Source organism: Allopontixanthobacter sediminis, from assembly GCF_009828115.1.
In the GTDB taxonomy this organism is placed as follows: Bacteria; Pseudomonadota; Alphaproteobacteria; order Sphingomonadales; family Sphingomonadaceae; genus Allopontixanthobacter; species Allopontixanthobacter sediminis.
The window spans coordinates 262,224-283,802 of the sequence record NZ_WTYL01000003.1 but is presented as its reverse complement, the minus strand read 5'-3'; the positions used below and the strand labels follow the sequence as shown (position 1 = coordinate 283,802).

General features: G+C 62.9%; 18 protein-coding genes. All 18 read right to left on the bottom strand.

Annotation, left to right across the window (positions count from 1 at the left end; genetic code table 11):
* Window positions 1–47: 47 nt before the first annotated feature.
* The 18 genes from GRI65_RS12145 to GRI65_RS12060 all read right to left on the bottom strand — a co-directional run bounded on the left by GRI65_RS12145 (window position 48) and on the right by GRI65_RS12060 (window position 21,513).
* Complete coding sequence (locus tag GRI65_RS12145) at window positions 48–554, bottom strand: type III secretion system chaperone family protein (protein ID WP_160756827.1); 507 nt, start codon at window positions 552–554, stop codon at window positions 48–50.
* Between the two features lie 173 nt (window positions 555–727).
* Window positions 728–2,410, bottom strand: coding sequence for an SPOR domain-containing protein (locus GRI65_RS12140; RefSeq protein ID WP_332872649.1), 1,683 nt, complete (start codon window positions 2,408–2,410; stop codon window positions 728–730).
* Window positions 2,411–2,630: 220 nt separating this feature from the next.
* Window positions 2,631–4,259, bottom strand: a complete 1,629-nt coding sequence (ftsZ, locus tag GRI65_RS12135; RefSeq protein WP_160756826.1) for a cell division protein FtsZ — start codon at window positions 4,257–4,259, stop codon at window positions 2,631–2,633.
* A gap of 134 nt (window positions 4,260–4,393) precedes the next feature.
* Window positions 4,394–5,674 (bottom strand): cell division protein FtsA, encoded by a 1,281-nt coding sequence (gene ftsA, locus GRI65_RS12130; protein ID WP_160756825.1) that lies wholly within the window; start codon window positions 5,672–5,674, stop codon window positions 4,394–4,396.
* Complete coding sequence (locus tag GRI65_RS12125; RefSeq protein WP_160756824.1) at window positions 5,674–6,579, bottom strand: cell division protein FtsQ/DivIB; 906 nt, start codon at window positions 6,577–6,579, stop codon at window positions 5,674–5,676. The genes ftsA and GRI65_RS12125 overlap by 1 nt, the downstream gene beginning before the upstream one ends.
* On the bottom strand, window positions 6,566–7,564 hold the full coding sequence (locus GRI65_RS12120; protein WP_160756823.1) for a D-alanine--D-alanine ligase: 999 nt from the start codon (window positions 7,562–7,564) through the stop codon (window positions 6,566–6,568). The genes GRI65_RS12125 and GRI65_RS12120 overlap by 14 nt, the downstream gene beginning before the upstream one ends.
* Window positions 7,561–8,538 carry a UDP-N-acetylmuramate dehydrogenase gene (gene murB / locus GRI65_RS12115; protein WP_408609051.1) on the bottom strand — a complete coding sequence of 326 codons (978 nt, stop codon included), beginning with the start codon at window positions 8,536–8,538 and terminating at the stop codon, window positions 7,561–7,563. The genes GRI65_RS12120 and murB overlap by 4 nt, the downstream gene beginning before the upstream one ends.
* The gene (gene murC, locus GRI65_RS12110) at window positions 8,535–9,980 is read right to left on the bottom strand and encodes a UDP-N-acetylmuramate--L-alanine ligase (RefSeq protein ID WP_160756822.1); all 1,446 of its coding nucleotides are present in this window, start codon (window positions 9,978–9,980) and stop codon (window positions 8,535–8,537) included. Before murC ends, murB begins: the two co-directional genes overlap by 4 nt.
* Window positions 9,977–11,173 (bottom strand): undecaprenyldiphospho-muramoylpentapeptide beta-N-acetylglucosaminyltransferase, encoded by a 1,197-nt coding sequence (gene murG, locus GRI65_RS12105; protein ID WP_160756821.1) that lies wholly within the window; start codon window positions 11,171–11,173, stop codon window positions 9,977–9,979. The genes murC and murG overlap by 4 nt, the downstream gene beginning before the upstream one ends.
* Window positions 11,170–12,429 (bottom strand): FtsW/RodA/SpoVE family cell cycle protein, encoded by a 1,260-nt coding sequence (locus GRI65_RS12100; RefSeq protein ID WP_332872660.1) that lies wholly within the window; start codon window positions 12,427–12,429, stop codon window positions 11,170–11,172. The genes murG and GRI65_RS12100 overlap by 4 nt, the downstream gene beginning before the upstream one ends.
* A gap of 17 nt (window positions 12,430–12,446) precedes the next feature.
* Window positions 12,447–13,784 carry a UDP-N-acetylmuramoyl-L-alanine--D-glutamate ligase gene (murD, locus tag GRI65_RS12095; protein ID WP_160756820.1) on the bottom strand — a complete coding sequence of 446 codons (1,338 nt, stop codon included), beginning with the start codon at window positions 13,782–13,784 and terminating at the stop codon, window positions 12,447–12,449.
* A gap of 7 nt (window positions 13,785–13,791) precedes the next feature.
* Window positions 13,792–14,862, bottom strand: a complete 1,071-nt coding sequence (gene mraY, locus GRI65_RS12090) for a phospho-N-acetylmuramoyl-pentapeptide-transferase (RefSeq protein WP_160756819.1) — start codon at window positions 14,860–14,862, stop codon at window positions 13,792–13,794.
* A complete protein-coding gene (locus tag GRI65_RS12085) occupies window positions 14,863–16,332 on the bottom strand; it encodes a UDP-N-acetylmuramoyl-tripeptide--D-alanyl-D-alanine ligase (protein WP_408609050.1) in 1,470 nt (489 codons plus the stop codon).
* Window positions 16,329–17,822, bottom strand: coding sequence for a UDP-N-acetylmuramoyl-L-alanyl-D-glutamate--2,6-diaminopimelate ligase (locus tag GRI65_RS12080; protein ID WP_160756818.1), 1,494 nt, complete (start codon window positions 17,820–17,822; stop codon window positions 16,329–16,331). Before GRI65_RS12080 ends, GRI65_RS12085 begins: the two co-directional genes overlap by 4 nt.
* A gap of 10 nt (window positions 17,823–17,832) precedes the next feature.
* Window positions 17,833–19,557 (bottom strand): peptidoglycan D,D-transpeptidase FtsI family protein, encoded by a 1,725-nt coding sequence (locus GRI65_RS12075; protein WP_160756817.1) that lies wholly within the window; start codon window positions 19,555–19,557, stop codon window positions 17,833–17,835.
* The gene (locus tag GRI65_RS12070; protein ID WP_160756816.1) at window positions 19,554–20,069 is read right to left on the bottom strand and encodes a hypothetical protein; all 516 of its coding nucleotides are present in this window, start codon (window positions 20,067–20,069) and stop codon (window positions 19,554–19,556) included. Before GRI65_RS12070 ends, GRI65_RS12075 begins: the two co-directional genes overlap by 4 nt.
* Window positions 20,066–21,016: a 16S rRNA (cytosine(1402)-N(4))-methyltransferase RsmH gene (gene rsmH / locus GRI65_RS12065; protein ID WP_160756815.1), complete on the bottom strand. Its 951-nt coding sequence runs from the start codon at window positions 21,014–21,016 to the stop codon at window positions 20,066–20,068. Before rsmH ends, GRI65_RS12070 begins: the two co-directional genes overlap by 4 nt.
* A complete protein-coding gene (locus tag GRI65_RS12060) occupies window positions 21,013–21,513 on the bottom strand; it encodes a division/cell wall cluster transcriptional repressor MraZ (protein WP_332872648.1) in 501 nt (166 codons plus the stop codon). Before GRI65_RS12060 ends, rsmH begins: the two co-directional genes overlap by 4 nt.
* Window positions 21,514–21,579: the final 66 nt, after the last annotated feature.

The following is a 21,579-nucleotide window of genomic DNA, read 5'->3' as shown; positions in this document are numbered from 1 at the left end:
AATTCTACTTCCCAACGCACCGGAACCGTCCCGGCGCGTGCGGGGTATCAAGCCTCGCCCGCTGCGTCCACCAGCGCGTTTTCCAGGGCGTCCCTGGGGGATTTATCGCCCCACAGCACGAACTGGAACGCAGGATAGAACCGGTCGCATTCCTCGACCGCAGTTTCGACGAGCGCCTGCGCCTGGTCGAGACTAAGGAGCCCGTCATCGCCCAGCATTGCGCCGTTACGGTACAGCAGCATCCCGCCATTGGACCAGACGTCGAAATGCCCCAGCCACATCTGTTCGTTGACCATCGCTACCAGTTCGAACGCCTGGCTGCGCTTGTCTTCGGCGACGCGAATATCGGGCAGGCACAGGAGCTGCAGCACGTTATCTTCCGACCGCCAAATGCACCGTAGCTGGTATTTGGCCCAGCTGCCCTGGATTTCGCCCGACATCTCATCGTCCGAAACCGCCTGGAAGGGCCAGCCGCGCGCTTCGAACAGCGCGGCAAGCATATCGACCGGAGGCGCATCATCATTCGCTACTAATTCGGTCTGACCGGCTCTCATTACGCGTCCCATTTGCGGGCCAGGGTGCTGGCCATCGATCGGGGAGATGCCTTGCCTTGGCCTGATTCCGCAATGGACATCCGTCGGGCAGTTGGGGAGAAATAAACTTGCCTGTTCAAAGCCTGTGCAAAAGACTTTGCAAATCCGCCGCTTGGCCCTGGATTACTTCAACTTTAGCGAGGCAGATCATCCACTTCCTCGCCAGTTGAACTGGTGAAGGTGAAGCTGTCGATCCCGTCCGCCTTCAGCGCCGCGACGGCAGACTGGGCCGCCTTCTCGGACGCATATGGGCCTGCGAGCAATCGGTTTGTCTGCCCCCAATCCGCCAGATAAGGTTTGACCGCCGGCTTGGCCTTGTCGCCCAGCACCGTTGGAGCCTTCCGGCTTATCCGCCGCCAGTCGAACGCCAGTGCGTCGCGGTCCCTGCCGGTGGCAACCTGCACCCAGATGCGGCTCGGATGCTTCTGCGGCTCAGGCTTCGCTGCCGGTTTCGGTTCCGGTTTCGGCGCAGGCTTCACTGCGATTTCGCGCTTCGGCTTGATCGCGGTGATATCTACCGCCCCCGCGGTGGTGGGAACCACCGATTGCAACGTCAATCCGGCGAAAGCGTCCGCGACGCTCAGCGAAGGGGTGACGGGTACCGGCGCGGTTTGCGGACTTGCTGCGGGAATTTGCTGAACTACCGCCACATTCTCCGACGCCAGCTGGACCGTAGGCGGATTTGCAGAAGTCGAGCCCGCCCGCGCCAAATCGAAACCGGGGCGGACGCCCCCGGTCACCGGCGGCAATTCACTGCTGGCAGGCTGCGGACCTACAATCGCGCTATCGGCCGCGAGTTGGACTGTCTGGACGGTTGCCTGACCGGAACCCGGAACCTGCGCTGGCACGGCTACGGCGCTGGTGCCGCGATCGGGGCGGCGGCGGGTGCTGGAACTATCGGCGTTCGCCGGCCCGAGCGGCGGGCCTTGCGGCGTCAACCCCGCGTCTGCATTGCGGACAGGCGGCGAGGAGCTTGTACCTGGCCCCGAATATTGGGCAATTCGCGTGTCATCCCGTCCAATCTGGGCTGCCCGGGGAAAGATCCCGAGGTTACCGGCGGCGGCCTGCTGAGCCTTTGTCAGCCGGTTCATATAGTTTAGATAAGGGGTCATCCGAGCGGATAGCTCCGGCGGCATGACCGCCTTCACAATCGCGACCGCTTCGTCTTCTTCGCCGAGGATTGCCAAGGCAAACGCCCGCGTCCTGTAGGCTGCGAGATCGCGCCTTTCGAGCAGGGGGTAAAGGGTTTTTTCAAATGCCACACGGTTACCGGAAATGGCCTGGCTCAGAGCCATGCGGCGGGTCAGTTCGTCGTTCGGGCTAAGGGACATCGCCCGGGCATACTGGGCCTGCGCCGACACCGGATCGCCCACCAGGTCGAATGCCAGCCCGCGTTCTTCAGCGAGCGCGGCGGTGGAGGCACCCGCCCGTTCCGCTTCGTCGAACAGCCGTAGCGCCTCGATCGGACGCTCGGACCGTACGAACGCCCCCGCTAGTCCGACCTTCACCAAGGGATTTCCGGGCGACAGTTCATCCGCACGTCCGAAAAATCCGATCGCCGCATCGATATCGTTCAACTTCAGCGAGGCATTTCCTGCATCGATCAGCGCATTGAGGTCACGCGAATTGCGGGCCAGTCGCGACAGTGCAATGTTGAGATCCTCAACCCCTGCGGGAGGAAGGGCCTGAACGACCGCGCGCGACTGCGCTGCCTCACCGTTCTGCGCCGCCAAGGGAAGGGCAAATGCCGCCGCTCCGCCGAGGCACAGGAACCTGACAGCTGCGGAAATGCGGTTTCGCGCTTCGAATTTGGACACGATACATATCCTTTCAGCCGGTATCGGCGGGAACGGGCGCGTCACACGCCGCTATCCTCCAGCCTACGCCGGGCCTTTAGCCAATGATCGCTGAATAGCGCCGTAACGACTTGCGGCAACCGCAGTGAGGCAGCCGGACACGGCGGCGCGGTGATCGGCAGGCAACCAGTCGCCCGCGCTGCGAAAAACGCACTGCGGGGCGACTGGCTAAATGGCTCAATTACTGGTTGTTCTGACGCCCGAGAAAACGGGGAATGCTGAGTGAGGCGCTATCGCCAGAATCGTCGTCGCCTTCATCCTCTTCCTCTTCGCGGCTGGCCGAGGCCCCCCGCGACAGGTTGGCCATACGTTCGAACAAAGTGCTGCCCGCGCTGGAAGTGCCGCCTGCTACCAGCCCGCGGCGGCGCGCGGAATCGTCTTCCGAACCGGTCCCGTCCGGCTTGGCTGAACTGTTCGTTTGTCCGCCTCCAAGCAGCAGTTCGTCCTGGGACCGCTTTGAATCGTTCTCTTCGGACTCGGCGAGAAGGTCCAGGGGTTCGTCGTCCTTGCTGTCTTCTTCTGCGGTGGAGGATCCGAAACCGCGATGTCCGTCAAAATCCGAAGCGCTCCGGTCGTCGGCGGGATCTGACAAGGGGCCGTTATCGTCGGCTTCGTAGCTACGGATGCCTGCCAGCGGATCGACGATGCCGTCAACGTCGCCATCCTCGTCGAACTCGCCTTCCTCGTCCGTTTCGAAGGAGCCCAGATTGGCGAAACTTTCCGCCGTTTCGGGCGTCACTTCGTCGGTAAATTCATCTTCACCCGGCAGTTCCAGCACCGGACGCTTGGGCGCCCGCGAACTGCCGAGAGACAGCGAAGACCGGTCCATCGGCGCGGTGTCTAGGTTGGCTTCGATACCGGTGGCGACAACCGAAACGCGGATTTTCCCGTCGAGGTCGGGATTGAACGCCGAGCCCCAGATGATGTTTGCATCTTCGTCGACCAGCTCGCGAATATGGTTCGCGGCTTCGTCCACTTCGAGCAGCTTCATGTCTTCGCCGCCGATGATCGAGATGATCACGCCCTTGGCGCCCTGCATGGAAACGCCATCGAGCAGCGGGTTGGCAATCGCGCGTTCTGCTGCGTCGAGTGCGCGGTTCTCTCCCTCGCCCTCGCCCGTACCCATCATCGCTTTGCCCATTTCGCTCATGACCGAGCGGACGTCGGCGAAATCGAGGTTGATCAGGCCCGGCATGACCATCAAGTCGGTGATCGAGCGGACGCCCTGCTGCAGGACTTCATCGGCGAGGATGAAGGCTTCCTTGAAGGTCGTGTCCGCTTTCGCGATCAGGAACAGGTTCTGGTTGGGAATTACGATCAGGGTGTCGACATGCTTCTGCAGTTCGACAATCCCGGCTTCCGCGGCGCGCATCCGCCGGGTGCCCTCGAACAGGAACGGCTTGGTCACAACACCGACTGTCAGCACGCCTTTGCGCCGGGCCGCTTCCGCAATCACGGGAGCCGCGCCGGTACCGGTGCCGCCGCCCATGCCTGCGGCGATGAAGCACATATTGACGCCTTCCAACGCGTCTTCGATTTCTGCAACGGTTTCTTCCGCTGCCGCTTTGCCGACTTCCGGCCGTGCGCCGGCGCCCAGTCCGCCAGTGATGTCCGGTCCAAGCTGAATCCGCTTTTCGGCGACCGCGTTGGACAGCGCCTGCGCATCGGTGTTGGTGACGATGAATTCGACACCTTCGATGTTGGAATGGATCATGTTGGCGATAGCGTTCCCGCCTGCGCCGCCGACACCGATAACGGTAATGCGCGGACGCATGTCATCCGTTGCCGCGGGACCGATATTGATACTCATTTAACTTCCCTCCAGGAGGCGTAAGGCTTGTAGAAACTTCGCGGAATAGCTTGGCACAAAGCGAGGCGTGCTTGCATAGCACGCATCCGCTTATCCACAGTGGTTAATTCGGTGGGTATCACCTGTGCCTCGCGTTAAAAATACTCTTTTGCTGCCCGCAAAACGCGGCTGAAAATCCTGATACCGGAATATCGTGTCGTCGCTTGGTGTTTCGGACCGATGGAACGGATATCCACCGGATCGTTTGCTGCATAGATACACAGGCCGGCCAGCGTCGCGAAACCGGGCGTCGCATGGGCTTCAGGCAATCCGCGCAGGGCCGGCGGTTTGCCGATCCGGACTGTGCGGCCCAGCGCGCTCTGGGCGAACTCTGCGAAACCGGCGAGTTCTGCTCCGCCGCCGGTCAGAACCACCTGATTGCCCGCTGCACCGGAAAAACCCAGCTCCTTGAGCGATCGGCCGACTTCATCGGTCAACCGCGACAATTGCTGCGTGACAACGGACACCAGTTCGGCGCGGGGGATACGATTCTGTTCGTCCGCACCGCGTGCGACCGGGCCGGAGCTTTCTTCGCCCGGGCCGTTGACCGGGATCATCTCGCGATGATCCGTCGGGCTGGCAATGGCAGAACCGGCAACGCATTTGAGCCGCTCGGCCTGGAAGCGCCGGATACCGAAGGCGGAAGCAACCGCGTCGGTAATATCCGCCGAACCCAGCGGAATCGCGCTGAGGCCTAGCAACATGCCCTTGCGATAGACCGAGACGTTGGTGACTTCCCCGCCAATCTCGATCAGCGCGGTGCCGAGTTCGCGTTCTTCCGGCGTCAGACAAGCATAGCCCGCCGCAATGGGTGCGGCGACCACGGATTCGACGTCCAGATGCGCGTTCTGCACCGCCTCGATCAGGTTACGCACCGGTGCACCGTCGGCAAGCATGACGTGGACGTCGACCCGCAGTCGTTCCGCATGGAGGCCCTTGGGGTTGGCGACATCGTTGGCGCCGTCGAGCGTGTAATGCGCAGGCTGTGCGTGGAGCACCATGCGGCCATCGGGCTGGATGTTGTCGCGCGCCGCGATCAGCAGATGTTCGATGTCCTCTTCTTCGATCCGGCGTCCTCCGATCTCGATTTCGACTTCGGCGATGCGGCTCTTGAGGCCCGCACCGGCGCATCCGATCCAGACACTGGAGATGCTGGTACCGGCGTTCTTTTCGGCCCGCTCCACTGCATCGCGGATGGCGTAGGTTGCCGCGGCCATATCGGTGACATACCCGCGCTTGATGCCCTGGCTGGCACGGTGCCCCGATCCCAGGACTACCATCTCCCCGGTTTCCGAAACCCCCATGATCATCGCCGAAATTCGGAATGATCCCACGTTCACTGCGCCGAAAACCCGGCTGATCCGCGGCATCGCCATCAACTGCCCCCACTCATCTTGAGTTCTTCCTGCGCCCGGCCCGGAACGCGCATGTAAATCCGTCCGGGCGCGCGCATATCGAACGTCGCCACCTTGCCGCCCAGCATCCGGCTACCCCCGTCAAGCTTGGCAAAGGAGATCAGCGCCGCGGCGGATTCGGTGCCTCCCTCGGGTAGCGCAAGCACTTGGCGCGTATCGAAGGTCAGGTCCCAGCGCCGGTTACCAACCCATTCGGCGGCGGTGACGCGTGGCTTCAGGGCGGGCGCGGCGTCCAACAGCTTTCCGAGTTCTTCGACCTGCAACTTTGCGCCCGGCCCCGAAACGACCAGCATACCCTTGGCATTTGCTTTCGATACCGGCTCCAGTTCGGCCCCCGTCGCATCGATCAACACCAGCCGGTCGGGCTTCGCCAGTACGGCGTGGGGTTTGCGTTCGACGATGTCGATCAGGAGCGTGTCGGGCAGTTGCCGCGCAACGCGCGCATCCTTTACCCAGCTGAGCTGGAGCAAATCGCTGCGGACTTCCTGGAGGTCAACCAGCGGCATGGGCTGGTCCTGCTTTCGTAGCACGCTGTTATAGACCCGGGCGTCGTTCATCCGCTCGACACCGGTCACAGTGACCCGGCGAACCACGAAGCCGGCATCGGCTGCGAGCCCGGCAATCTGCTGCTGCGCCATCGCCGGCACTCCCGCCAGGCTGGCGATGAACCACGCCAGCGCCGCCGCGCCGCCAAGGATGACCGCCAGGAAAACGCGGTGAAGCTGCTCCTCGGTGAACGGCAGGATCGATATTACCGCGTCCATGAATGAACTGGTCTTGGCCTTCGCCCGGCGTGCGCTGTTGGCCCGCTGGGTTGACGCGGCCGATCGGCGCACGCCCTTGCCGCCGCGCTTAATCGTCGCCATCGCCGCCCCCGCCGCGAGCTGCTGCGCGCTGGTTCAACACATCATAGGTGCGCAGCGCCTCCGCCACTATGGCTTCGACCAAGTCGGCGTAATCCATTCCGCAATGGCGCGCCTGTTCAGGCACCAGGCTAAGCGGGGTCATGCCGGGTTGGGTGTTGGTTTCGAGCACGAACAGCCCGGCCTCGCCGCGTTCATCATCCCACCGGAAATCGGTCCGGCTAGTGCCGCGGCACCCGAGAACGCGGTGCGCCTCGACCGCATATTTGCAGCACAATTGGGCGATGTTCTCGGGAATGTCGGCCGGGCAGATATGATCGGTCATACCCTCGGTGTATTTCGCGTCGAAATCGTAGAAGCCCGATTTCGGTTTCAGTTCGGTAACGCCCAGGGCCCGCGGTCCGTCCGCGCTGTCGATCACTGCGGTGGTGAGTTCCAGCCCCCTAATGAATGGTTCGGCGAGCAAGTGCTCGAAATCCTGCCATGGTCCAGCAGAATCCTGGCGGATCGGGTTGCCGTAATTGCTTTCGTCCGTGACGATGGCGACGCCGACCGACGAACCCTCGTTCACCGGCTTAAGCACATATGGCCGCGCCAGCGGATCGGCCCGGTAGAGTTCTTCGCTCGCGACAATCCGGCCGCCCGGCATCGGGATGCCGCGGGGCACCAGCGCCAGCTTGGTCAATTCCTTGTCGATCGCGATGACCGAGGTTGCGAGGCCGGAATGGGTATAGGGAATGCCCATCAGGTCGAGCATGCCCTGCACCGTCCCGTCTTCACCCGGTACGCCGTGGAGCGCGTTGAACACCACGTCGGGCGCAGCCTCCGCGATGCGCGCGGCAACTCGCCTGTCCATGTCGATCCTGGTGACGCGGTGGCCTCGCGATTCCAGCGCGTCGGCAACGCCCTTGCCGGACATCAACGAGACGGAGCGTTCGTTGGCCCAGCCGCCCATCAGGACTGCAATGTGGAGTTTCTGCAAAGTCATGTCGGCCGGCCCACCCGCTTGATTTCCCATTCCAGCGCAACGCCCGAATGCGCACGGACCCGGTCTCGAACCAGTTCGCCCAAGCCTTCGATATCGGCGCTGGTCGCATCGCCGGTATTGATCAGGAAATTGGTGTGCTTCTCGCTCACTTGGGCCCCACCTAGCGTAAGCCCCCTGCAGCCAGCCTCGTCTACGAGAGCCCAGGCCTTGCGACCTTCGGGGTTCTTGAAGGTGGAACCGCCGGTCTTGCTGCGCAGCGGCTGCGAATCTTCGCGGGCCTGCGCGATCCGGTCCATTTCCGCGCCGATCACCGCCGGGTCTCCGGCTTCGCCCTGGAACCGGGCCGACACCACCACCGCGCCGTCGGGCAAGGCCGAATGGCGGTAGCGGTAGTCGAGATCGGTCACCGGCAACCGGATGCAAGATCCGTTCGGCATGACCACGTCGCAATCGATCAGTACGTCCGCGACTTCGCGCCCGTATGCGCCGCCGTTCATACGCACGAACCCGCCGACCGTGCCGGGAATACCGCGGAGGAACTCGAGCCCGGCAATACCGGCATCGCGCGCCGAGGACGACACCAGGATGCCGCTCGCCCCGCCGCCGCATTCGAGGACATGATCACCGAGGTCGGTTACGCCGGCGAAAGCCTTGCCGAGACGGATCACTACGCCTGGAATACCGCCGTCCCTGATAATCAGGTTGGAACCAAGGCCGAGCGCCATGACTGGCAGTTCCCCGTCAAGCCGTTCGAGAAATTCGCGCAAGTCCGCCGCGTCGGCGGGTTCGAACAGCCAGTCCGCTGGTCCGCCCGCCTTGAACCATACGAGCTTTGCCAGCGGCGCCTGTGAGGTCAGTCGCCCGCGAATTCCCTGGATCGGCACTGGAGAAGCCGCGGCGCCTTCGACTTCGCAGTTCGGTGCGGAGCCATCGTCGAGCATATTCCAGTCGTCCGGTTGATGCGGCATGGTCATTCCGCCGCCGCCATCATCCGCGCCTGTACCGCTTCGCCAAGCCCCGCGGCCCACCGGGTTATGTCGCCCGCACCGAGGCACACCACCATGTCGCCCGGCTGGAGCATTCCGGCGAGTTCGCCGGCAAGTTCTTCCGGCCCCGAAATGGTAGAGGCGGAGCGATGCCCGCGTTCTTTAAGGCCTGACACCAGCGCTGCGGCATCCGCGCCTTCGATCGGATCTTCTCCAGCAGCGTAAACCGGCGCGACGAACACCACGTCGGCGTCGTTGAACGCGGTCTGGAAATCGCCCAGCAAATCGCGAAGCCTTGTGTAACGGTGCGGCTGTGCAACCGCGATCACGCGCCCTGCGCCCTTGGAAGAACTGGTCGTCTCCCGCGCCGCCGACAGTACTGCGGTAATTTCCACCGGGTGATGCGCATAGTCGTCAATGATGACCGCCTTGCCCCTTTCAAGCGCCACTTCGCCTACCTTGGTAAAGCGCCGCTTGACCCCGTCGAACGCGGCAAAACCGTTACAGATGACTTCGGCCGGACAGCCCATTTCGAGCGCGACCGCCACCGCCGCCAGCGCGTTCTGGACATTGTGCCGGCCGGGCATCGGCAAGTGGATATTCTCGATTCGGCGCGTCGATCCGTCGCGTTCGCGCAAGACCACATCGAAAGTGTTGCCGCCTTCTTCGGACCGCACATTCTCGCCGCGAAGATCGGCCTGCGCGGAGAACCCATAGGTCAAGACGCGGCGGTCGCGGACCTTCGCTATCACGGTCTGCACTTCGGGATGGTCGATGCACAACACTGCCACACCGTAGAACGGCACGTTCTCGATAAATTCGACGAAGGCATCCTTCACCGTTTCGAAACTGCCATAATGGTCGAGATGTTCGGGGTCGATATTGGTAACCACCGCGATGGTTCCGTCGAGTCGGAGGAAGCTGCCGTCGCTTTCGTCCGCTTCGACTACCATCCAGTCGCTATCACCCATGCGGGCGTTGGACCCGTATTGATTGATGATCCCGCCGTTGATCACGGTCGGATCGATCCCGCCCGCGTCGAGCAACGCCGCGATCATCGACGTGGTGGTGGTCTTGCCATGCGTCCCAGCAACCGCGACGGTGCTTTTCAGCCGCATCAATTCGGCTAGCATTTCCGCGCGGCGGACCACGGGAATACGGCCTTCCAGCGCGGCGGCGACTTCGGGGTTGGTGCGCCTTACTGCGGTGGAAGTGACCACCACCGCGGCATCACCCAGATTTTCCGCGGCATGGCCGATCGATATCGCGATGCCGCGCGAACGGAGGCGCTCGACACTCGGTCCTTCGGCAATATCGCTGCCCTGCACCTTGTAGCCGAGATTGTGCATCACTTCGGCAATGCCGGACATCCCGATACCGCCGATGCCGACGAAATGGATCGTCCCGATCTCGATCCCGACGCCCCTCACGCGGCTTCATCCCGCGCGGAGCCTTGCGCTACACGTTCGCCCTGCGATGCGGCGCGGGCGTTGTTACCGCCGACCCGGATCACATCCATCAACTCGCTGCCGCCGAAACTTTCCACCAAATCGGCCAGGTCTGACGCGGCCTTGGGGCGTCCGCAATTCCACGCCGCATGGGCTGCGGTGGCGAGGGTTTCGGGCCGCTGCGCCATCGCCTGGATTTGCTTGGCCACTTGGCCCGGAGTAAAATCGCCCTGCCGGATCGCGCGCGCGCCGCCTGCCTTGACCATTTCGCGGGTGTTGAAATTCTGGTGATCGTCCGTCGCGATCGGCAGCGGGATTAGGATTGCCGGACGGCCCACCGCGGTCAATTCGGCAATGGTCGATGCCCCGGCGCGGCCAATGAACAGATGCGCATCGGCGAGCCGGCTTTCCATATTTTCGAAATAGGTGCCGAGTTCGGCGGGAATGTCGTGACTGCGATAACGCTCCCGTACGGCGTCGATATCTTCCGGGCGGCACTGCTGCGTGACTTGCAAGCGCGACCGCAAAGCAGGTGGCAGCATGGCGAGCCCGTCCGGAACCACTTCGGACAGGATGCGCGCACCTTGGCTTCCGCCGGTCACCAGCACCCGCAGCAGACCGTCTTCACTGAAAGCCGGAAAGGGTTCGTCACGCAGCGCCAGAACGCTGCCGCGCACCGGATTGCCGACCAGATGGACCTTGCCAGCGTGCTTTGGCTTCAGCCGCTTCACATCGGGATAGGCGGTGGCGATCGCCTGAACCCGGCCCGCGAGCAACCGGTTCACCCGGCCGAGCACGGCGTTCTGTTCGTGGACGATGCTTGGTATATTCGCCGATGTCGCCGCCAGCAGGGCGGGCAGCGCCGGGTAACCGCCAAAGCCGATGACGGCGCTGGGCTCGAACGTTTCGAATAGGCGCAGCGCCATGCTGCGGCCCTCCAACACGGCGCGGACGCCCTTGAACCAGCTGAGCGGGTTCTTGCCGAACCGGCCCGCTGGCAGGACGTGGGCTGGCAGGAAATCCGGTTTGCCCGGTATTTCCGCGCCGCGCGCGTCGGTGATTAACGCCACGTGATGACCGCGCCGCTCAAGCTCGCTCGCAAGAGCGAATGCCGGGATAAGATGTCCGCCCGTCCCGCCCGCGGCGAGTACGTAATGGCGGTTCGCATCGCTCATGCGCGATCTCCTTGACCGGAGCCGCCTGCCGAACGCCCCGCAATATCTGCTTTGGCTTCCGACAGAAGCTGCCGCAAACCCGGTGTTTCCCGCGAAAGGAACGGATTGCGGCGCGTAATCGCCAATAGCAAGCCGGCCCCGAGGCATACAGCGATCGTGGACGATCCGCCATAGGAGACCAGCGGCAATGTCATGCCTTTTGAGGGGAAAAGCTGCAGGTTGACCAGAATATTGATGAAAGCCTGCCCGCCGATCTGGGTGGCGAGGCCTGCCGCCGCCATTACGGTGAACAGGTCCTCCTCGTTAACCAGCCGGACGAGTACACGCACCATGATCGCCAGATACAGGATCACGATGATCGCGCATGCGATCAGCCCGAATTCCTCGCCGATGACGGAGAAGATGTAGTCGGTATGCGCTTCGGGCAGCTTCATCTTCCGCAGGCCGAGCCAGAACCCGGTGCCGGTCCAGCCGCCCGCCAGCAATGTTCTCTGCCCGAGGTCGACCTGGTCGAAAGCCGTGCCGCCGCCAAAAAAGGCGTCGATCCGGTGGCGCGCGTTATCGTACAGGAAGTATGTCGCGACGACCAAGGCCATGCCGCCTGCGAACACGGCGCCAATCCGCTGCACCGAAACACCTGATAGCACCAGCAGCACGAACCAGACACCGCAGAACAGGATGGTGTCGCCGAAATTCGGTTGCAGCATAAGTAACGCGGCAACCAGCACCATGAACCCGGTGGCAATCCACATTACCGGCATGCCCGGGTCGCGCAGCCGCCACGACCATATCCAGGCGAGGGCGATGGCGAAGCCGGGCTTGAGAAATTCGGACGGCTGGAAACTCATGCCCAGGTTGATCCAGCGCCGCGCGCCGTTGACCTCGTTGCCGACAATCGGGACGAGGAACAGCAGCAGCACCATCGCACCGGCCAGCATCACGCCCAAACGCCGGGCATTTTCCCGCGCCAGCATCGACACCCCGACGAGAGTGACCAGTCCGAGGAGTTGCCAGCGGATATGCGCGCTAAAGAAATATAGGTCTGGCAGCGTCACATCGGTCGTCGAAAGCCGGGACGCGCTGGCGGGCGACGCCGCGGCGACCGCAGCCGTACCGATAACCATCAGCGCCAGGATCAGACTGAGCAGGACCCGGTCGATCTCGCGCCACCAGATCCGCAATTCCGCGCGCTTGGATTTGCGGAACTGGTCAGGCGATTGGGGCCGCTCGACGGTCCGTTTCCCGGCTTGCGGAATATAGGGACGGGATGAATTCACGCCTCACCGCCGCCGGTCAGGGCAAGCACCATGCTGCGGAAATGCTCGCCGCGCTTCTCGTAATCCAGGAACTGGTCGAAACTCGCGCAGGCCGGTGACAGCAGCACGACATCGCCGGGCTTCGCAGCCGCCATCGCTCGCTGGACCGCTTCACATAGGAGTTCGCACCGCTCGACCCGAACGGCGGGCTCCAGCAACTCGGCGAAACGCGGTCCGGCCTCGCCAATTGTGTAGGCGGCAGCGACATTACCCAGGTGCTGGGCGCAATCGCCGAGACCATCTTCCTTTGCCAGTCCGCCGACAATCCAGTGGATACGCGGGTCCGGATCGGGAGCAAACGCGGCGAGAGCCGGGGCGGTAGAGGCCTGGTTCGTGGCCTTGCTGTCGTTGATGAACAAGACACCGCCGAATTCGCCCACCCGCTCCATCCGGTGCGGCAAGCCGGTGAAGCTTGTTAGCGCCTTGCGCCAGATGTCCGCACCCACGCCCAATCGCGCTGCAATAGCGACGGCAGCAGCAGCATTTTCGAGATTGTGCGGACCCTGCAACGAAGGCCAGTCGCCCTGCATCGAAGCGATCGCATCAGGGTCGATCGCGATAGCGCAGCCTTGGGGCCGCCGTGCCCGTTCCGCTGCCATTACCGCGCGAGTCGGCGCATCGTCCACGCCGAACACGGCAAACTGTTCACTGCCCTGCATCGCGAACAGGCGGCTCTTGGAAAACGCGTAATGGTCGAAGCTCTCATACCGGTCGAGATGATCGGGCGTGATGTTGAGCAGCGCCGCCGCCTCGCACGCCAGCGATCGGGTCAGGTCGATCTGGTAGCTCGATAATTCGAGCACATAGACGCCCGGTCCCGCATCATTGGGCTCTAGCGGATCGCGGCCCATGATCGGCAGGCCGATGTTGCCTGCCATCCGCGCCGGCAGCCCGGCAGTTTCGAGGATATGATGGACCAACGCGGTAGTCGTCGATTTTCCGTTGGTTCCGGTGATCCCGACGACCTTATGCGGCGGCAATTCGCTGCGGGCGAGCGCGAACAATTCAACATCGCCGATCAGCGGAACCCCGAAACGGGCAGCCCGGGCGGTAATCGGATGGGAATTGATCGGGACGCCGGGCGAGACCACCAGTCCGTCAAATCCGGTGAGGTCGATCTCCAGCGGGTCGGCCAGTATGGCGCGCCCTGCCAACCGGTCCCGCGCAACATCCTGCCGGTCCCATGCGGTTACATTCGCGCCACTCGCCAGCAGGGCTTCCGCGGCAGCCAGCCCCGACCGGGCCAACCCCAGAACAGCGTAATTTTTTCCGGAAAAGGCCGAGGAGGTGATCATGAAGCGGTCATCTGAGTTTCAGCGTCGCCAGCCCCATCAAGGAAAGCACGATCGATATGATCCAGAACCGGATCACCACGGTCGATTCCTTCCATCCCAATTGTTCGAAATGGTGATGGATCGGAGCCATGCGGAAGATGCGTTTGCCGGTGCGTTTGAACCAGAATACCTGAATGATCACTGACGCCACTTCGACGACGAACAACCCGCCGACAATCAGCAGCACGATCTCGTGGTGGGTGGCGACGGCAATGGCGCCGAGGGCACCGCCCAGCGCCAGGCTGCCGGTATCCCCCATGAACACCGCTGCTGGCGGCGCGTTGAACCACAGGAAGGCAAGACCCGCCCCCATGATCGCCGCACAGAAAATCGCCATCTCCCCGGCCCCTGGCACATGGGGAATGCCGAGATAGGCCGAATAATCCGCTCGCCCCACCAGATAGGCGATGATCGCGAAGGTTCCCGACGCGATGATCACCGGCATCGTTGCCAGCCCGTCCAGCCCGTCGGTCAGGTTCACGGCATTGCCGAACCCGACCATCACGGTGGCGGCGAAGATATAATAGAACGGCCCCAGCGGGATCACCCGATCGGAGAAGAACGGCACATACAGATCGGTGTTGATCTGGCTGACGATCAGCCACGAGGCCACACCCGCCACGCCGAATTCCATCAGCAAGCGTACCCGGCCAGAAACGCCCTTGTGGCTGTTTTTGGTGACCTTATCGTAATCATCGAGGAAACCGACAATCCCGAAACCGGCGGTCACCGCCATGCAGGCCCAGACAAACGGATTGGTCAAATCCATCCACAGCAACATGGCGAGCAGCACCGCAATCAGGATCATCAGGCCGCCCATTGTCGGCGTACCGACCTTTATCTGGTGCGTCTGCGGCCCGTCGGCACGGATCGGCTGCCCCTTGCCCTGCCGGACGCGAAGCATGGAAATCATCCGTGGTCCGATAATTAGTCCAATGACCAGCGCGGTCATTAGCGTCGCGCCGGCACGGAAGGTCTGATAGCGGACCAGGTTTGCTATCCCTTCGAACCCCATCCATTCGGCGATCAGGTAGAGCATTCAGCTTTCCCGGTTAGTGAAACGGGTTACGAGCCTGCCGAGACCAATTGAATTGGAACCCTTGACGAGAATGGCGTCACCGGCGGTGATCCCGAACTCTTCCAGCGCTGCAATCGCTTCGGCAGGACCATCGCAATGCGCGAAGGACAGCCCCTTGCCAAGCGCGTGACCGCCGCCTTTCCCCAAGTGAAGCGCAAGCGCCCGCATTTCCTCGCCGACGAGGATCGCGAAATCGACATCGGCTCCGGCCAAGGGTTCAGCCAGCTGTTCATGGAATTTCGGTGCGAAATCGCCCAGTTCCTTCATCGATCCAAGCACGGCGACCCGCCGGGTGGCAGGGGTTTGTCCGAGCGCGCGCAGGGTCGCCCGCATTGATGCGGGATTGGCGTTGTAACTTTCGTCGATGAGCAGCGCCTTGCCGCCCGGTGCCTTGATCTGGTGACGCGCCCCCCGGCCTTTCAGCCCGCCCATTTCCGCCAGCGCCAGGCCGGCCGCGCCCAGATCCCCGCCAGCCGCGCGGACTGCGGCCATTACCGCCAGCGAGTTGGCGATCCAGTGCTCGCCCGGTTCGGCCACGGAATAACACATCCGCGTGGTTCCGAGATCGGCAGTGACCAGCGAACCGCCATTAGCGGACGGGATCGCATCGAGCAGCCGGACATCGGCGTGGGCGGCAGTGCCGAAAGAAATGACCTTGGCCCCGGCGCGAATTGCGTGATCGCGCAGTCGCTCGAAATACGGAGTGTCGGCTGGGATTACCGCGGTGCCGCCCTGCTCGATTCCGGCGAATACCTCCGCCTTGGCATCCACGATGGCCTCCAGGCTGCCGAGGTTTTCGATATGGGCCGGTGCGATTGTCGTGATCAGCGCGATATTCGGGCGCACTTGGCCCGTCAAATGAGCGATCTCGCCTGCATGGTTCATGCCCATCTCGAACACGCCGAATTCACTGCGGGCCGGCATCCGGCTGAGGCTGAGCGGGACGCCGACATGGTTGTTGTAACTGCGAACCGAGCGGTGCGCCTGCCCGCGGCAGGTCCGGTCGAGCGCCGCGAATATTGCCTCCTTCACCCCGGTCTTCCCGACCGATCCGGTAACCCCGATCCGCACGGCGGAACAGCGTACCGCCGCCGCCTGGCCGAGTGCTTCGAGTGCGCGGTTCGTATCGGCGACGAGGATGTGCGGAAAGTCGATCGGCCGGTCGACCACCGCTGCCGCGGCGCCGTTCGCAAATGCCTTGTCGAGAAATTTGTGTCCGTCCGTACTTTCCCCGCTCAGGGCGAAGAACAGGTCACCGCTACGAATGTCGCGGGAATCGATTTCAACGCCGGAAACCTGAAAACTGCCGCTTGCCGTGCCGCCCATCGCAGCGACGAGAGACTGAGCATCCCACAGCGCCATCGGCAACCGGTCGCGGGTTGTCACCGGCCAATGGCGCAGGGCGCTCATCCGGCTTTGCGGCGCGATCATGACAATTTCCCCTTGGCCGCGGCGGCTTCCCGGGCAATCGTTACGTCGTCGAACGGCAATATCCGCATGGTTTCTCCCGAGCCGGTAACCTGGCCCTGTTCATGTCCCTTGCCCGCGATCAGAACGATGTCGTCCGGTCCCGCCTGGGCTATTGCGGCAAAAATTGCTTCCCGCCGATCGCCGATTTCCACAGCACCGGCAGCATCGCGCAGGATTTCCGCGCGTATCGCCGCGGGATCTTCGCTGCGGGGGTTGTCATCGGTCACGATAACCGCGTCGGATTTCTCCGCGGCCACCCACCCCATTTCGGACCGCTTACCTTGATCGCGGTCTCCTCCGGCACCAAAAACTGTGACCAGCCGGCCTTTGACGTGCTGCCGGAGTGCCGCGATCGCGGCGTCGAGCGCATCCGCGGTATGGGCGTAATCGACATAGACCGGCGCGCCGGTGTGCGTGATTGCCGCACGCTCCAGGCGCCCGCGCACCGGCTGGAGCCTGGACAGGCCGTCGAACACTGCCCCGGGATCGCCGCCTGTTGCGAGCACGAGGGCAGCGGAAACGAGTGCATTCTGCGCCTGGTAAGCACCGATCAGCGGCAGGTTCACCCGACGTGCTTTTCCGGCATGGATGATTTCGAGGCTTTGCCCCAATTGAGTCGGCGTGCGGGATAGCAGCTGGATGGAATCGGCATCGCCGGCTTCCCGTTCGCCCACCGCGAATGTCCGCAGGCCCCGCTTGCGGGCATGTTCCCTCGCCTTTGCGCTCCATGGGTCGCTTTTCTCACCCCCACCGGTCCAGATTACCGCGGTAGCTTCGTCCGCAACGACTTCATCGAACAGGCGCATCTTGGCGGCGAAATACTCTTCCATTGTCGCATGATAATCGAGATGGTCGCGGCTAAAGTTGGTGAACGCCGCCGCAGCAACCTTGAGCCCTTCATTGCGGAACTGGGACAGACCGTGGCTCGATGCCTCGTAAGCGACATGGGTCACGCCCTCACGAGCAAGTCCGGACATGTTCGCAAGAAAGGTCACGATGTCGGGCGTGGTCAATCCGGTCGAGACGCTTTCGTCGGGCGTCGTCACCCCGAGCGTTCCGATCGACGCCGCCCGGTGGCCCGACACGCGCCACAATTGGCGGGTCATTTCGACGCAGGACGTCTTGCCGTTGGTACCGGTTACCGCGACGATCGTGGCGGGAACGGGGCGAAAATACCGGGCGGCCAGCGCAGCAAATGTCCGCCGAGGAACTTCGGAAGCAATGTGGACCGCGCCGTCCACACTTGCATCCGGCCGCGCCACGATAGCCGCTGCGCCCGCAGCGATCGCTGCCGGAATGAAGTCTTCGCCGTTGACGATTGCGCCTTGGAATGCACCGAAGACCGTGCCCGGCGCGACTTTGCGGTGGTCGATTGCAAAGCCCGTCACGTCAAGATCCGCACCTTCGGAAAGGGTGAGGCCCGCACCGCTGGCAAGCTGGCCCAGCTTCATCGGGCCATGCTCATTTGATCGCGCTCTGGATCAAGGGACGCAGGTCGCTGATATCGACATCCGCTTGATCGTCCGGGCGGACACCCAGCACCGGGCCGATGCGCGGCACCAGACGGCCAACAACAGGCGCTGCATTCCATGCCGCAGTGCGCTGGAACGAGCTCGCGGTCGTGCCCTTGGGTTCGTCGAGCATCGCGATGATCACATAGCGCGGGTTGTCCATCGGGAAGGCGGCGGCAAAGGTCGAGACAAGCGAGGATTCGCGGTAACCGCCCTTGCCAGGCTTTTCCGCGCTGCCGGTCTTGCCGCCGACGCGGAACCCGGGCGCGTCGGCGTTCTTGCCCGTCCCGTAGACCGCGATCATCCGGAGAAGCTGGCGCATCCGGTAGCTGGTCGAAGCCTTGAATACGCGGCGGCCCTTGGGCGCTTCGCCCGCTTCGAGTTTACGCAAGGTCGCGGGACGCCAGATGCCTCCGTTGACCATCGCGGCGTAAGCGCTGGCGAGATGGAGCGGGGTCACGGCGATACCGTGCCCGTAGCTGACGGTCATGTTGCGCAGGCGCGGCCAATTGTCGCCCGGCCAGATCGGAAATCCCTTGGCCGGCAGTTCGATATAGGGCCGCTCGTTCATGCCGAGGTCGATCATCGTCTGGCGTAAGCGCTTAGCGCCCAGTTCGTCGGCGATTTCTGCGGTCACGATATTGGAAGAATGGATCAAGGCTTCCGGGACGTTCAGCGATGCTCCAAGTGGATGGCTGTCCTTGATCGAGAAACGCCCGACCTTGATCGGTTGGTTTGCCTGATAGCGCTTGCCGAAATCGCGGACCACGCCCGCATCGATTGCCGACGCAATAGTAATCGGCTTGAAGGTCGAGCCGAGTTCATAAACCTGGTTGGTTACCCGATTGAACATCAGATTGACGCCCGCGGCATCGATCTTGTTCGGATCGAATTCCGGCAACGATGCCAGTGCCATAACTTCGCCGGTGTCGACATCGAGCACGATGCCGGCCGCGCCCATCGCGTTGGTGGACAACATTCCGCGGCGGAGTTCATCTTCCAGCGCGCCCTGAACTCGCAAGTCGATCGACAGTGCCACCGGATCGCCCCGCGTGAGGGGATTGTTGAGATGGTCGTTTAGGACCTGCTCCATTCCGACCTTGCCGTTACCGGCGGAATCGACATAGCCCAGAACATGCGCCCCCATCGAGCCCTGCGGATAGATACGGTCGCTCTCGGGCGGCATTTCCAGTGCCAGCTCGCCAATTCGCTGCACGAGGTCCGCGTCTTCGCCCAGAATTCGGCGCCGCAGGTACCCGGCCTTGCCCGATGCCAGCTTGTCAGCGACATCCGCCTGGTTCAGATCCGGAAAGATCGCTTTCAGCCGTGCCGCGACATCCACAGGCGAGCGGACCAGCGGATTGGCCGGATCGCCCAAGGCCTTGGGGTTGAACCACAGCGCAAAGCCCGATGATGCCCGGGCGAGCGGAGCGCCATTGCGGTCGGTGATTTCACCGCGGTCAGGTAGCAAGGCTTCGGACAGGGTTGTCATCCGCGGCCCGCTGCCGCCCATTCCGACCTGGACAATCCGGACGATCGCCGCCGCTGCGACCAGCGCAAACAGCATGGCCAGCCATAGTACCCGGAGCCGCGCGACATCGAGTGAATGCTGGCGAAGGCTTACGAAACGGACGCGGCCCGACGATACGGCGGTGCTGGCTAGCATTGTGGTCATTCGGTCACCTGTGCGATTTGGCCGCTGAAACCCGAACTGCGTGATAATCGGTCGGCGAGTGACTGGCCGGAAGACCGGTTGCTGCGGTCCGATCTGGAGCTCTGCTCCTGATCGTCCGACGTCCCGGTCAGCGGTGAAACCATCGAGATCAGCGTCGTTTCGTCTTCAGTCTCGGCCCGCGCTACACGGATGGGTTCCGGTGCGCCCGGACCGCGCGCAAGCCCCAGTGCCGCGAGTTGACGCGGACTGTCGAGATACTGGTTGGCCTTCGGCGCATCGTAACCGAAATCGATCTTGTTCCAATTGGCCAATTGCTGCTGGTTTGCGCGCGCTTCGAACTCGATTTCGAGCGTTTGCTTCTCAAGCTCGAGCGCAATGATCGTGCGCTCTGCCAGATGCACCTTGTTCTTTACCGAATTGACATGGAAGGTCAGCACCAGGAACACTGCTGCACACAGGGCGAGCAATACGATCCAGCCGGTCTGACGAAGGCGGCTACCATAGGGCATCATGCGGCCTCCCTCGCCGGCGCTGCTGTGCGGACGGCATGACGCAATGTTGCCGAACGAGCGCGCGGATTATCATTAACTTCCCGTGCGGACGGGCGAATTGCCTTCGAAACTTCCGTGAAGATCGCGGGTTTCGGTTCTGCTTCGGGCATGTGCCGTGAACCGCCGCCGGTGGCGGACGCATCGCGCAGGTAACGTTTCACGATACGGTCTTCCAGGCTGTGAAAGCTGACGACAGCTAGTCTGCCACCTTCGCGCAAAACCTTTTCGGCCGCGGAAAGACCGCCGGTCAATTCGTCGAGTTCCGCATTCACATGGATGCGAATGGCCTGAAAACTGCGCGTAGCGGGATCCTTCGGCGCACCGGGGTGATAGCCGAGCGCGCTACGTACCACTCGGGCGAGTTCACCGGTCGTCGCCAGCGGGCGCGCTGCCACGATGGCCCGGGCAACGCGGCGGGACTGGCGCTCTTCGCCATAGAGATAAAGGACGTTGGCAATTGCTTCGTCGCTGGCGGTGTTGAGGAAATCGGCGGCACTCATGCCGTCCTGCGACATGCGCATGTCGAGCGGCCCATCCTGCGAAAAGGCAAAACCCCGCTCCGCCTGGTCGAGCTGCATGGAAGATACGCCGATATCCATCGCGACACCGTCAACCTGCTCGACGCCAACTTCGGCCAGCGCTTCGGCCATTTCGGAAAAACGGCGTTCGTGCAGTACCAGCCGCGGCGGGTCTTCCCGGGTTTCGGGCCATTTGCTGCCAGCGGAAATTGCATCCGGATCGCGGTCGAACGCGTGCACCGTCGCGCCCGCATCCAGCAGCATCCGGCTGTATCCGCCCGCGCCGAAGGTCGCATCGACAATCACGTCACCGGGCGCCGGGGCCAAGGCCGCAACGCATTCCTGCATCAACACGGGGACATGGGGTGAAGTGGGGCCAGCGCCGCTCATTTGCCGCGTCCCTTGGTCTGCGCTTCGGCGATCAGGCTGTCGCAGGCGGCTTTAGCGCCAATCCATTCATCGTCCATCCGGGCGAGTTCCGCAGGGTTCCAGATGGTGAAGAAACGGCCGGCACCGTTGAAGAACAAACCGTCCTCGATGTTCGCCAGCGTGCGAATGTGATCGGGCATCACGAAGCGGCCGCTGTCGTCGAACGGGATCGTGACATAGCCGAACAATTGCGATGCACGGGTATCACGGTCGAAATCGCGGCCAACTCGGATGGCGACTTCTTCTTCGCGGTCGAGTTGTGCTTCCAGTTCCGCGTGGCGGGACTGCCCGAAGCCGACGAGACATTTGAGCTTCTGGTGCTTGACCAGGCAGAGCATCCGACCGTTGGAAGATTCCTTGACGGCGTTGCGGAATTGCGGAGGCAGCACGAACCGGTCCTTATCGCCTACTGGCGAATAAGCCTGTCCATTATACCCTCCGAAATCCGCGCCTGACACTTCCCCATTTCCCCGCTCTGGGAGCCCTCTTCGCGCCGAGGACCCCATTTGCAGACACGCCTTCTC

Bases quoted from the DNA above. Each gene is read 5' to 3' on its own strand.
- GRI65_RS12080 (WP_160756818.1), bottom strand. From the start codon at position 17,822: ATGAAGCTGGGCCAGCTTGCCAGCGGTGCGGGCCTCACCCTTTCCGAA.
- murB (WP_408609051.1), bottom strand. From the start codon at position 8,538: ATGACCATGCCGCATCAACCGGACGACTGGAATATGCTCGACGATGGC.
- murG (WP_160756821.1), bottom strand. From the start codon at position 11,173: ATGAGCGATGCGAACCGCCATTACGTACTCGCCGCGGGCGGGACGGGC.
- GRI65_RS12145 (WP_160756827.1), bottom strand. From the start codon at position 554: ATGAGAGCCGGTCAGACCGAATTAGTAGCGAATGATGATGCGCCTCCG.
- GRI65_RS12075 (WP_160756817.1), bottom strand. From the start codon at position 19,557: ATGACCACAATGCTAGCCAGCACCGCCGTATCGTCGGGCCGCGTCCGT.
- GRI65_RS12070 (WP_160756816.1), bottom strand. From the start codon at position 20,069: ATGATGCCCTATGGTAGCCGCCTTCGTCAGACCGGCTGGATCGTATTG.
- GRI65_RS12120 (WP_160756823.1), bottom strand. From the start codon at position 7,564: ATGACTTTGCAGAAACTCCACATTGCAGTCCTGATGGGCGGCTGGGCC.
- GRI65_RS12085 (WP_408609050.1), bottom strand. From the start codon at position 16,332: ATGATCGCGCCGCAAAGCCGGATGAGCGCCCTGCGCCATTGGCCGGTG.
- GRI65_RS12125 (WP_160756824.1), bottom strand. From the start codon at position 6,579: ATGGCGACGATTAAGCGCGGCGGCAAGGGCGTGCGCCGATCGGCCGCG.
- mraY (WP_160756819.1), bottom strand. From the start codon at position 14,862: ATGCTCTACCTGATCGCCGAATGGATGGGGTTCGAAGGGATAGCAAAC.
- rsmH (WP_160756815.1), bottom strand. From the start codon at position 21,016: ATGAGCGGCGCTGGCCCCACTTCACCCCATGTCCCCGTGTTGATGCAG.
- ftsA (WP_160756825.1), bottom strand. From the start codon at position 5,674: ATGGCGATGCCGCGGATCAGCCGGGTTTTCGGCGCAGTGAACGTGGGA.
- murD (WP_160756820.1), bottom strand. From the start codon at position 13,784: ATGATCACCTCCTCGGCCTTTTCCGGAAAAAATTACGCTGTTCTGGGG.
- ftsZ (WP_160756826.1), bottom strand. From the start codon at position 4,259: ATGAGTATCAATATCGGTCCCGCGGCAACGGATGACATGCGTCCGCGC.